This window comes from Actinomadura soli (assembly GCF_005889715.1).
Classification (GTDB): domain Bacteria; phylum Actinomycetota; class Actinomycetes; order Streptosporangiales; family Streptosporangiaceae; genus Spirillospora; species Spirillospora soli.
This window is the reverse complement of record NZ_VCKW01000268.1, coordinates 1-11,120: the sequence shown is the minus strand read 5'-3', so window position 1 is coordinate 11,120 and position 11,120 is coordinate 1. Positions and strand designations below refer to the sequence as shown.

Annotated in this window: 10 protein-coding genes; 4 read left to right on the top strand and 6 right to left on the bottom strand. The window is 73.1% G+C overall.

The genetic code is table 11. The features are described 5' to 3' along the window. Nucleotides 1-997: hypothetical protein (locus tag ETD83_RS34340; protein ID WP_138649373.1), on the bottom strand; the 997-nt coding region annotated here is incomplete at its 3' end. A gap of 248 nt (nucleotides 998-1,245) precedes the next feature. Here ETD83_RS34340 and ETD83_RS34335 point away from each other — a divergent pair. The 3 genes from ETD83_RS34335 to ETD83_RS34325 all read left to right on the top strand — a co-directional run bounded on the left by ETD83_RS34335 (nucleotide 1,246) and on the right by ETD83_RS34325 (nucleotide 6,463). Beyond that, the gene (locus tag ETD83_RS34335) at nucleotides 1,246-1,950 is read left to right on the top strand and encodes a sigma-70 family RNA polymerase sigma factor (protein WP_138649372.1); all 705 of its coding nucleotides are present in this window, start codon (nucleotides 1,246-1,248) and stop codon (nucleotides 1,948-1,950) included. A gap of 423 nt (nucleotides 1,951-2,373) precedes the next feature. Then, nucleotides 2,374-3,210 carry an HAD family hydrolase gene (locus ETD83_RS34330; protein ID WP_230421373.1) on the top strand — a complete coding sequence of 279 codons (837 nt, stop codon included), beginning with the start codon at nucleotides 2,374-2,376 and terminating at the stop codon, nucleotides 3,208-3,210. A gap of 46 nt (nucleotides 3,211-3,256) precedes the next feature. Further along, a complete protein-coding gene (locus ETD83_RS34325) occupies nucleotides 3,257-6,463 on the top strand; it encodes an ATP-binding protein (protein ID WP_138649370.1) in 3,207 nt (1,068 codons plus the stop codon). Here the strand turns inward: ETD83_RS34325 and ETD83_RS34320 are convergent. Genes ETD83_RS34320 through ETD83_RS34300 form a run of 5 tightly spaced genes read right to left on the bottom strand, consistent with a single transcriptional unit; the run spans nucleotide 6,441 to nucleotide 9,472 of the window. Next, nucleotides 6,441-7,226, bottom strand: a complete 786-nt coding sequence (locus tag ETD83_RS34320; RefSeq protein WP_138649369.1) for an ABC transporter permease — start codon at nucleotides 7,224-7,226, stop codon at nucleotides 6,441-6,443. The genes ETD83_RS34325 and ETD83_RS34320 overlap by 23 nt on opposite strands. Then, on the bottom strand, nucleotides 7,223-8,218 hold the full coding sequence (locus ETD83_RS34315; RefSeq protein ID WP_138649368.1) for an ATP-binding cassette domain-containing protein: 996 nt from the start codon (nucleotides 8,216-8,218) through the stop codon (nucleotides 7,223-7,225). Before ETD83_RS34315 ends, ETD83_RS34320 begins: the two co-directional genes overlap by 4 nt. A 47-nt stretch (nucleotides 8,219-8,265) precedes the next feature. Continuing rightward, nucleotides 8,266-8,634, bottom strand: coding sequence for a DUF4180 domain-containing protein (locus ETD83_RS34310; protein ID WP_138649367.1), 369 nt, complete (start codon nucleotides 8,632-8,634; stop codon nucleotides 8,266-8,268). Next, entirely contained in the window at nucleotides 8,627-9,076 is a 450-nt protein-coding gene (locus ETD83_RS34305; RefSeq protein ID WP_205718033.1) for a helix-turn-helix domain-containing protein, read from the bottom strand. The genes ETD83_RS34310 and ETD83_RS34305 overlap by 8 nt, the downstream gene beginning before the upstream one ends. 54 nt (nucleotides 9,077-9,130) lie before the next feature. Further along, a complete protein-coding gene (locus ETD83_RS34300; protein WP_171064597.1) occupies nucleotides 9,131-9,472 on the bottom strand; it encodes a DUF3817 domain-containing protein in 342 nt (113 codons plus the stop codon). A 186-nt stretch (nucleotides 9,473-9,658) separates the two neighbouring features. On the opposite strand from ETD83_RS34300, the gene ETD83_RS34295 reads away from it, so the two are divergent. Continuing rightward, nucleotides 9,659-11,120 (top strand): MFS transporter (locus ETD83_RS34295; protein ID WP_138649365.1); only part of this gene is annotated, 1,462 nt, incomplete at its 3' end.

Here is an 11,120-nt window from a genome sequence, read left to right as displayed (position 1 = left end):
CCGGCGGCCCGCCCTTCGGCGCCCCGCCGGGACGCGCCTGTTCGGGGACGAGCCCGCCGCCGGCGCCCGCGACACCGGCGGCCGCGCCGACGCCGTCGACGGCGGTGGGCCCGGCCGGGTTGCCCGTGAAGCGAAAGTCGTCGGCCTGGGCCACCGGGACGGGGTCGGGGAAGCGCAGCTCTCCTCGCCGCGGGTCATGGGACGGCGGGGGCGGAGGCGTCGGCGCCGAGACGGGCTCGTGCCGCGCACCCGCGTAGCCCTGCTCCTCGTAGCCGGTCGCGCGCTCGGTCCCGTACTCGTCCCTGCCCTCGTAGCCCTCGTAGCCTTCCTCGTCCGCGTACACCGGGATCGTGCGGATCGCGCCGTACCAGACCAGCCCGGCCGCGCCGCCGAGCGCGATCACCGCGAGCGGCGCGGGCAGGAACCCGCGGGTGCCGCTGACCACCAGCACGCCCGCGAGGGCGACCAGCGCGACCGGGATCAGCAGCTCGGCGGCCTCCTGGTCGCGCTTGCTCGCCAGCCACGCGGTGACGCCCGTGCACGCCGCGAGCGCGAGGACCGCGACGACGTGCGCGCCGTCGATCAGCAGCAGCGGCAGCGCGTCGTAGGTGGAGCCCGGCTTGGGCAGCTTCTTGGACAGCGTGCCCTTGAGCGGGTCGAGGACGAGGATGACGGTCGCGACGACGGTGTAGGAGATCGCGAACAGCCAGCCGGCGAACCGCACCTGCACGTACCGCGCGATCAGCTCGATCATGCCGAGCGCGAGCCAGATGGGCCCGATGAGCGCGGCGCCCAGCTCCATGACGCGAAACAGCGCACCGTTGAACCCGGCCAGGAAGCCGACGCTCATGCACAGCAGCGCCAGCGACAGCCCCACCTGCGTGAACGACCAGGCGATCAGGTAGAGCAGCCGGTCCTTGTTGGCGCGCGAAACCAGCAACCCGGTGGCCGCCAGGGCACCCAGGGTCGCCACCAGCGCGAGAAGAGCGTCGACCATCGCGCCCCATGGTGCCCGATGGCGGCGGCAGAGGGGTAACCCGCCTCCAGGTGAACGCGCCCGCGCGGCATACACCGGTGGCGCCCGCGCTTACACCCGGCGGCGTGTGCGCATACGTCAAGTGGCATGTCATCGCCACTGGCTGACGTACGCCATTTGTGCGTCCCGTGCGGCATTGCCTCTGCCATCTATCGGTATCTAGAGTGGCAAATCACGCCGGAGGTCGCGTAAGCCCCGAGGAGAACTGCATGAGCAGCTTGTCCCTCGATGCCGGGGCCCTCCCGCTGCCCCGGCCTTCACGAGGAGGCTTTGGCCCCCTCGGTTCCGCCGGTCTCCGCGTCACCGACCGGACCATTCCCGGACGGGACGCCACCGACCGCGCGGCCGAGCAGGACGCCGGGCGCGCCGAGATCCTCAAGGCGCTCGTGCTGCGGGCGCGCGACGGCGACGCCGAGGCGTTCGGCTCCCTCTACGACCACTACGTCGAGCTGGTCTACCGGTACGTCTACTACCGGGTCGGGACGCACTCGCTCACCGAGGACCTGACCAGCGAGACGTTCCTCCGCGCGCTGCGCCGGATCTGCGACTTCCACTGGCAGGGCAAGGACTTCGGGGCCTGGCTGGTCACGATCGCCAGGAACCTCGTCGCCGACCACTTCAAGTCCAGCCGCTACCGGCTGGAGGTCTGCACCGCCGAGCTGGTCGAGCCGGACCTGCACCAGGAGGGGCCCGAGCGGGCCGTCCTCGACTCGATGACCAACCGGACCCTGCTGGAGGCCGTCCGGCGGCTCGGGTCGGAGCAGCAGGAATGCATCGTCCTGCGGTTCCTGCACGGCCTGTCGGTCGCCGAGACCGCACTCGTCATGGGCAAGAAGGCGGGGGCGATCAAGGCGCTGCAGTACCGCGCCGTCCGGTCGCTGGGCCGCATGCTCCCCGGCGACCTGCGCCACTGACCGGGCCGCCCCCGGGCCGCTATTGGATTGATCTTCTTTTCACGAACCCGGCCGTAACCCTCCGCGCCACCCGATCGTTTGTGCGGTCAGGAGAGCGTTTACGCCTGGACTCCAGAAGGAGAGCCAGTGAGAACCAGGCGAGGGAAAGTCATCGAGCAAGGGAACGCGCTTGCCCGGCTGCGGGCGAGCGAAGCGGGGCCCGACCCGCGGTTCCGCGCCGTGCTGCGCGAGCGGCTCGTCGCGGCAGCGGGCGACCGCAGTGACGACTGTCGCAATCGCGGGCGTGGCGACGGTCCAGGGGAGGCGGTTGACTAGGCTCGCCCCATGCGGCAGACACGGCAGCGGTCGTTTCGGCAGGGCCCGCTCCTGCGGGGCCCGTTCTGGCAGCGTCCGTTCTGGCAGCGGGGCAAGGACGAAGATCATGTGAGTGCCGGAGAGGCCGCCGCGGCGGCAGCGGCCGAGCACGAGCCGCTGCCCGTGCCCGACCCCGCCGCGGCGGCGTTCTTCGACGTCGACAACACGATGATGCGCGGCGCGTCCATCTACTACTTCGCGCGCGGGCTCGCCTCGCGCAAGCTGTTCACCATGCGCGACCTCGCCATGTTCGCCTGGGGGCAGGCCGCGTTCCGGCTGCGCGGGAGCGAGAACTCCGAGCACATCGGCAGCGCCAAGGAGGCCGCGCTCTCGTTCGTCGCCGGGCAGAAGGTCGCCGGGATCGTCAAGCTCACCGAGGAGATCTACGACGAGGTGATGGCCGACCGGATCTGGCACGGCACCCGCACCCTCGCCCTCCAGCATCTGGACGCGGGCCAGCAGGTCTGGCTCGTCACGGCCACGCCCGTCGAGGTCGCCCGGACGATCGCGCACCGCCTCGGCCTGACCGGCGCGCTCGGCACCGTCGCCGAGACGAGCGACGGCGTCTACACCGGACGGCTCGTCGGGAACCTGCTGCACGGGCCCGCGAAGGCGGAGGCCGTCCGCGCCCTCGCGCACCGGGAGGGCCTCGACCTGGCGCGCTGCGCCGCCTACAGCGACTCGATCAACGACCTGCCGATGCTGACGGCCGTCGGCCACCCGCACGCCGTGAACCCCGACGCGGGCCTGCGCGAGCACGCCAGGGAGAACGGCTGGCCGATCCACGACTTCCGCACCGGCCGCCGGGTGACGATGATCGCGCTGCCCGCGGCGGCCGGGGCGGGCGCGCTCGCGGGCGGCGTCGCGGCCGGGATCGCGCTGCGCCGCCACTACCGCGCGAACTGACGTCCGGCCCGGTCATCCGGTGCGGCGGCGGGATTAGCCTGTCTGCGTGACCGTCGAGCTGACGTTGCTGACGCGGGTCTCCTGCCGCGGGCGGGACGTCACGAGTCCCCGGATGCGCGGCCTCCTCGCGCTGCTGGCCGAGGAACCGCGGGCGGGCGCGTCCGTCGTGCGCCTCGTGGCGGGCCTCTGGCCGGACGGACGTCCCGAGAACCCGGCCAAGGCGCTCCAGGTCGTGGTGTCGCGGGCCCGGTCGCGGCTCGGCGCCGACGTCATCGCCAGCACCCCGTCCGGGTACCGGCTCGGCCTGGGCGAGGACGAGGTCGACGCGTCCGCCGTGCTGCTCGCCGCGTCCGCGAGCGCCCGCAGCGCCCGAGACGGCGACCACGCGGGCGCGCTCGCCCGCGCCGAGGAGGGCCTCGCGCTGTGGGACGCTCCCCCGGAGCCCGACGGCGACGACCATCCCCTGTCCGTGCTGCGCGCGGGCAGGGTCTCGACGTACTGGACGCTGGCCCGCGCCCGCGGGCTCGCCCTGGCCCGGCTCGCCCGGCACGCGGAGGCGTTCGACGCGCTCACCGCCGTGGCCCGCGAGTATCCCCGGGACGAGGAGGTCCTCGCCGAGCTGCTGCGCTGCGAGGCGGCGACCGCGGGGCCGTCCGCGGCGCTGGCCCGGTTCGAGTCCTACCGGCGCTCCCTGCGCGACGAGCTGGGCACCGATCCCGGTGACGCGCTACGGGACGTCCAGGAGGAGCTGCTGCGGGACGAGGCCCCGCCCGTCCGGCACGGCGTAGCGCACGAGCCGAACCCGCTGCTCGGCCGCGACGGCGACATCACCGCCGTGCTCGGGCTGCTGCGCGCGTCCCGCGTCACCTCGATCGTTGGGACGGGCGGGCTCGGCAAGACCCGGCTCGCGAACACCGTGGCGCGCGGCGCTCCCCAGCGCGCCGTGCACTTCGTCCCGCTCGCCGGTGTCACGCGGGACGAGGACGTGGCGGCCGAGGTGGCGTCCGTGCTCGGCGTCAGCGACCTGCGCGGGTCGGCCGCGCCGCGCGGCCTCGGCGGCGCGGCCGACCGGCTCGGCGGGATCGTGGACGCGCTCGGCCCCGGCCCGGTGCTGCTCGTCCTGGACAACTGCGAGCACGTCGTCGACGGCGTCGCCGGGCTGGTCGGCGCGCTTGTGTCGAGGACGCGTGACCTGCGCGTCCTCACCACGGGCCGGGCACCGCTCGGCCTGTCGTCGGAGTCGGTGTACCCGCTGCCCGCGCTCGACCCGCCGACGGCCGCCGAGCTGTTCCGGCAGCGGGCGCACGCGGCGCGGCCGGCCGCCGACCTCCCCGCGGACGCGGTCGAGGAGCTGTGCCGCCACCTGGACGGGCTGCCGCTCGCCATCGAGCTTGCGGCGGCGCGCGTGCGCGTGATGTCGGTGCCGGAGATCGCCCGCGGCCTGGACGACCGGTTCGCGCTCCTGCGCGGCAACGTGCGCGACGCACCGTCCAGGCACCGGACGATGCACGCCGTCGTCGACTGGAGCTGGACCCTCCTCGGCCCGTCCGGGCGGGCCGCGATGCGGTCGCTGTCGGTCTTCCCCGCCGGTTTCACCGCGGACGCGGCGCGCCTCGTCCTCGGCGGCGACGCCCTGGAGACCCTGGACGATCTCGTCGGCCAGTCGCTGCTCGAAGTGACCGAGGGGAAGGCCGGGACGCGGTTCCGGATGCTGGAGAGCGTCCGGGAGTTCAGCGCGGCGGACCGCGAGGCGGCGGGCGCGACGGAGCGGGCGGTCGGCGGGCTGCTCGCCTGGGCCCGGGAGTTCGGGGTCGCGCACCACGAGGCACTGTTCGACGGCGACCCCTTCGGCCCGCTGGCGCGCGTCCGGGTCGAGCAGGACAACCTGATGCAGGCGCTGCGCCACGGGCTCGCCAGGGACGACGGACCGGTCGTCGCGGCGGTGGCCGCCGTCCTCGGCGGCCTGTGGACGCTGGAGTCCGCGTACACCAGGATGATCGTCCTCTCCGAGGAGACCGCCGGGCTGCTGAGCCGCTTCCGCCCGGGGCCCGAGGACGTCGAGACGACCCGGACGGCCCTCGCGCTCAGCGTCCTGACGTCGTCCATGCTGAAGGGCCCGCGGGCGACGCGGACCCTCGTCGCGCTGCGCCGGCTGCGGCCCGTCCCGCCGACCACCGTCGCCCGGGCGCTTGCGTACCTGACGGCGTCCGGACCGGAGATCCTCGACCCGGACGGCGGCGCGGAGTTCCTCGACCGGATGTGCGCGAGCGACGAGCCGGCGCTCGCCGCCATCGCGAACTGCGTCGCGGGCTACGTCCGGGAACGGGACGGGGACCTGGCCGGGGCGCTCGCCGTCACCGAGACGATGCTGGCGGTGGCCGGCGACCAGCGGTACAGCCCGTGGCTCAGCCTGTTCGTCCACTCGCGGCTCAGTGAGCTGCTGATGCAGCTCGACCAGGGTGAACGGGCCGTGCACCACCTCCATGTGTCGCTGGACCTGGTGGAGCGGCACGGGTGGCCCGACAACTTCGGGCTGCTGTGGGCGCTCGCCGCCGCCCTCGCGAGCATCGGCGAGCACGACCGGGCGGAAGGGTGGCTCGACCAGGCGCTCGTGTCGGGCCCGGACGAGACGTCGGGGATCGCCGCGTTCGACCTCGGCATCCGCGCGGAGCTCGCCCTCGCGCGCGGCGACACCGGCACCGGCCTGCGGCTCTGGCGGCAGGCCGTCGAACGGCTGGCGGACGCCGAGGACCCCATGAGCGCGCCCGGCCTCGACCCGTGGACGCTGGAGGCCCACTGCGCCACCGTCGTCGCCCACGCGCGGCGCGGGCGGCTCGACCTCGTCGAGGACGTCGCCGCCGGGCTGCCGGGCAAGCTGTCCGCCCTGCTCGCCCTGCCGCAGGAGACGATGCCGTCCTTCTTCATGGACCTGCCCTTCTGCGGCGGCATCCTCCTCGCGCTGGCCGTCGCCGACCTCGCCCGTGCCGGCGGCCCCGAGGGCGCCCCGCGCGACGTCCGGACGCGGGCCGCGCGCACGATCGCGCTGGCGGAGCGGCTGCACCACGTCCGGTCGTTCCAGCCGACCATGTCGGCGTCGTCCGTCCGCCGCGAGGCCGAGGACGCCGACGGGCCGGCGCACTCCGCCGCGGTGGCGGAATACGCCGGCCTGGACGGCGCCGCCCTGCGGGACGAAGTGCGCAAGCTCGCCCGCGACTTCGCGGAAGGCACGGCTAGCGCGGCGCCTTCCGGTTGAACAGGAACTTCGAGTAGGCGTAGCCGCCGATCGCGAGCCCGGCGCACCACGCGAGGGAGATCGCCGCGTCCCGCCCGTCCGGCGAGGTCACCAGCAGGCCGCGGACCGTCTCGATGATCGGGGTGAACGGCTGGTACTCCGCGAACCACCGCACCCCGCCCGGCATCGACTCCGGCGGGACGATCGCGCTGCCGAGGAACGGCAGGAACTGGATGATCAGCGGCGAGTTGCTCGCGCCCTCCGGGTTCTTCGCCAGCAGCCCCAGCGCGACCGCGACCCAGGTCAGCGCGAACGTCAGCAGCACCAGCAGGCCGATGGCGGCGAGCCAGTCCAGGACGCCGCCGTGCGTCCGGAAGCCCAGCGCGACCGCGACCCCGATCACCACGGCGGTGCTGATCAGCGTCTGGATCATGCTGCCGGCCACGTGCCCGGTCAGCAGCGAGACCCGCGCGATCGCCATCGTCCGGAACCTGTCGACGATGCCCTCGGTCATGTCGAGCGACACCGACACCGACGTCGTCATGCACCCGGACGCGATGGCCATCAGGATGATCCCCGGCGCGACGTAGCCGATGTAGTCGCCCTCCGCCGGACCGCCGACGCCCTCGCCTAGGGCGTTCCCGAAGACGCCGGCGAACAGCAGCATGATGAGGATCGGCATCATCATCATGCCGACGGACAGGGACGGATAGCGCAGCGCGTGCCGCAGATTGCGGCGCAGCATCGTCGCGGAATCGGCCGCCGCGTGCGAGAACGTGCTCATACCGAGGTCACCTCGTCCCGCTCAGCGGTCTTGATGGTTCCGGTGGTTCCGGTGGTTCCGGCGGTTCCGGTGAGCGCCAGGAAGACGTCGTCCAGGTCGGGGGTGTGCACGGACAGCTCGCCGACCTCGATCGACGCGTCCTCCAGCCGGGCGAGCAGCGACCGCAGCGACCGGACGCCGCCGTCGCTCGGCACCTGCAGGGCCAGCGCGTCGTCGTCGCGCGTCGCCGCGCCGAGCGTCCGCGCCGCCCTGTCCAGCGCGGCCAGGTCCTGGAACCGGAGCCTGACGTGCCCGCCGGAGACCAGCCGCTTCAGCTCGTCCGAGGTGCCCTCGGCCACCAGGCGCCCGCCGTCCAGCACCGCGATCTTGTCGGCGAGCTGGTCGGCCTCCTCCAGGTACTGCGTCGTCAGGAAGATCGTCACGCCGTTCCTGGCCAGCCCGCGGATGATCTCCCACATCGTGCGGCGGCCGCGCGGGTCGAGGCCGGTCGTCGGCTCGTCCAGGAAGATGATTCGGGGGGCGCCGATCAGCGTCATCGCGATGTCCAGCCGCCGCCGCATCCCGCCCGAGTATGTGGCGGCCATCGTGCCCGCCGCGTCCACCAGGTCGAACCGCGCCAGCAGCTCGTCGGCCGCCCGGCGCCCTTCGGCCTTGCCGAGATGGTGCAGGTCCGCCATCAGGATCAGGTTCTCGCGGCCGGTCAGCAGGCCGTCCACCGCCGAGTACTGCCCGGTGACGCTGATCGCCCTGCGCACCCCGTCGGGGTCCTTCACCAGGTCACATCCCGCGATCCGCACGTCACCGCCGTCCGCGGGGATCAGCGTGGACAGGATCCGCACGGCCGTCGTCTTCCCCGCGCCGTTCGGCCCCAGCAGGGAGAAGACCGTCCCGCGCGGAACGTCGAGGTCTATCCCGCCGAGGACGACCTTCTCCCCGAACGCCTTCCGCAGACCGATCGCCTGAATGGCCGTCTGCGCCGGTTGTCTGCTCATGCCCGCACCCTGCACGGCCCCGCCTTCAGGCCGCTTTCACCCCGGTTTCAGGCGACGGTGCGGAGGCGGGCGTCCAGCGCTTCCAGGTCGGGGACGAACCACACGTGGCCGGACGAGTTCGACTCCTGGACGAGGGCGCGCAGCGCCGAACTGGCCGCCACATGCCGGGAGATGTCACCGACGATCACCAGGCGCAGCCGGTAGTTGGCGAACTTCTGCATGATCTCGCCCGCGACGCGGGTGCCCAGGGCGAAGAAGCGCTCGTCCAGGCGGCTCGCGGGCACGGCCACCACCTCCGCCCCGGAGAAGGCCGCTCCGATCAGGTCGAGCGCGTCCTGCTCGGTGGCCACCGGCGGGCCGTCCGGGTCGCACACCAGCACCTGCGCCCCGGCCCGCTCCTCCACCACGTCAGGCATGGTCGTCTCCCGAAGCCAGCAGGCCGTTCCCGCCGCCGATGACGGCGTCGATCAGGCGCAGCACGTCGGCGGTCGCGGCGGCGCCGCCCAGTATCACGATCTTCATCCGGCTCCGCTCCTCGTCATGGACGGCCTGCACCCGCAGCTGATCGCCGGAGCCGCCGCCCGTGTTCACCGCGGCGAGCACGAGCGTGCTCAGCCGGTCGGCCGCGACCCGGTCGACGCCGTCGACCTGCACGATGCTCGACACCTCGACCGGCGCCGCGCTCGCGGGCGGAGGCCGCCGTCCGGTGAGCGCCTCCAGGTCGGCGGCCGAGATCCGGTACTGCTTGCCGATCCGGACCGCCGTCAGCCGTCCGGCGCGGATGTAGCCGCGCACGGTCCGCACATGGAGACCGAGGAGGTCGGCGACCTCCTCCACCGAGTACATTTTCTCCGCCATCGCTCCCTATGCTAAGGGCATATAGGGAACGATGCGTAATTCAAAGGATCGCGTTCAGGCGCGGACTTCGGCGCGCAGCAGTTCCGCGCGCTTGGCCCGGTGGAAGACGAACGGGGTCAGCGGCAGCAGGCAGGCGAGCACGGCCAGCAGCGAGGGCTTGACGCCCCAGTCGAGCCTGCGGCGCGCCGCGACGAACACCAGCACCCACGCGATGACCAGCGCGCCGTGCAGGAGGCCGAGCGGCCGCACCAGGTCGATGTCGGAGACGCGGCTCAGCACCGACCCGAAGATCAGAAGCACGACGAACGACCAGCCTTCGGCGAGCGTGATCACTCGGAACCAGAACACCGAGTTGCGCTCGCCGAGGTCGCTCAAGCTGCTGCTCTTTGCCGCCATGGAAACCTCCGCGTCGCCCTGCGTCATTCGATCACCCACCGAATCACTACGGCAGGTAGTACTACCCACCGTAGTGGAAATCTGTCAAACGCCGAGGATTTCTTCGCCCGTGATGTCGAGAAGCGCCCGGCCGCTCCGACCGACCAGCGAGAGACGTCCTCGACAGAACGGCAGAGTGCTTCGGATATGCGAATCGACCGCGCGTGGCTGGGAGCGGCCCTCCTCATGCTCCCGACCTTCATCGTCGCCATGGACACGACGGCCCTGCTCCTCGCCCTGCCGCAGCTGACCGCCGACCTGGGCGCCACGAGCGTCCAGCAGCTGTGGATCAGCGACGGCTACGGGTTCCTGGTGGCCGGCATGGTCATCACGATGGGCACGCTCGGCGACCGGATCGGCCGCCGCCGCCTGCTGCTCACGGGCGCGGCGGCGTTCGCGGCGCTGTCGGTCGTGGCCGCGTTCGCGACCGGCCCGCTGATGCTGATCGTCGTCCGCGCGCTGCTCGGCGTCGCCGGCGCGACCCTGGCGCCGTCCACCCTCGCCCTGCTCACCACCATGTTCCGCGACGAGCACCAGCGCGGGAAGGCCATCGCGGCCTGGGCCACCTGCCAGTTCACCGGCGGCGCGCTCGGGCCCGTCCTCGCCGGGTTCCTGCTCCAGCACTTCTGGTGGGGATCGGTGTTCCTGGCCGCCGTCCCGGCGATGCTGCTGCTGGTGCTCGCCGGGCCCGTCCTGCTGCCGGAGTCCCGCAGCGACCAGGCCGGACGGCTCGACCCCGCGAGCGTCGGGCTGTCGCTGGCGTCGGTGCTGCTGATCGTGTACGGCATCAAGCAGCTGACCGTCGAGAACGTCCGCGCCCTGCCCGCGCTGGCACTCGTCGCCGGGACGGCCCTCGGATGGGCGTTCGTCCGGCGGCAGCTGCGCCTGGAGACGCCGCTGCTCGACCTGCGTCTGCTCCGCAACCGCCCGTTCACGGCCGTGCTCGTCGCGCTGGTCTTCGCGGGCATCGCGATGTCCGGTACGGGCCTGCTGGTGACGCAGTACCTGCAGGGCGTGCTGGGCTACTCGCCGTTCGCGTCCGCGATGCTGTTCGCGCCCATGGGCCTCGGCGTAGCGGCCGGCACCCTGACCGCGCCCCTGCTCGCCCAGCGGATAAAGCAGACCACCGCGATCGCCGCCGGGCTGGCGGTATCGGCAGTCGGCGGCCTGCTGCTGGTCGGCGTGGCCGACGGCCGCGCCCTCCCGCTCGTCATCACCGGCATCACCGTCCTGGCGCTGGGCACCGGCCCGCTGTTCGCGCTGGGCACCGGGCTGATCATCGGGTCCGCGCCGCCGGAGCGCGCCGGGTCGGCCGCGTCGATGTCGGAGACCGGCAACTACATCGGCGGGTCGCTCGGCTTCGCGCTGCTAGGCGTGGTGGCCGCCGTGGTCTACCGCGAGCGGATGGACGGCACGTCCGACTCGCTACCCGCCGCCGTCGCCACCAGCGAGCACCTCCCCGCCGCCCAGGCCGCCGAACTGCTGCACACCGCCCAGGACGCCTTCACCACCAGCCTCCACGCCACCGGCGCCATAGCCGCAGTGATCTTCACCGGCCTGGCCGCCCTGGTCCTGACCATGCGCCCAACGCCCCCAACCACCCCGGCCC

What these genes read in the sequence shown, in the direction of transcription:
- ETD83_RS34335 (WP_138649372.1), top strand. Translation starts at nt 1,246, where the DNA reads ATGAGCAGCTTGTCCCTCGATGCCGGGGCCCTCCCGCTGCCCCGGCCT.
- ETD83_RS34310 (WP_138649367.1), bottom strand. Translation starts at nt 8,634, where the DNA reads ATGCCTGACGTGGTGGAGGAGCGGGCCGGGGCGCAGGTGCTGGTGTGC.
- ETD83_RS34305 (WP_205718033.1), bottom strand. Translation starts at nt 9,076, where the DNA reads ATGGCGGAGAAAATGTACTCGGTGGAGGAGGTCGCCGACCTCCTCGGT.
- ETD83_RS34315 (WP_138649368.1), bottom strand. Translation starts at nt 8,218, where the DNA reads ATGAGCAGACAACCGGCGCAGACGGCCATTCAGGCGATCGGTCTGCGG.
- ETD83_RS34320 (WP_138649369.1), bottom strand. Translation starts at nt 7,226, where the DNA reads ATGAGCACGTTCTCGCACGCGGCGGCCGATTCCGCGACGATGCTGCGC.
- ETD83_RS34300 (WP_171064597.1), bottom strand. Translation starts at nt 9,472, where the DNA reads ATGGCGGCAAAGAGCAGCAGCTTGAGCGACCTCGGCGAGCGCAACTCG.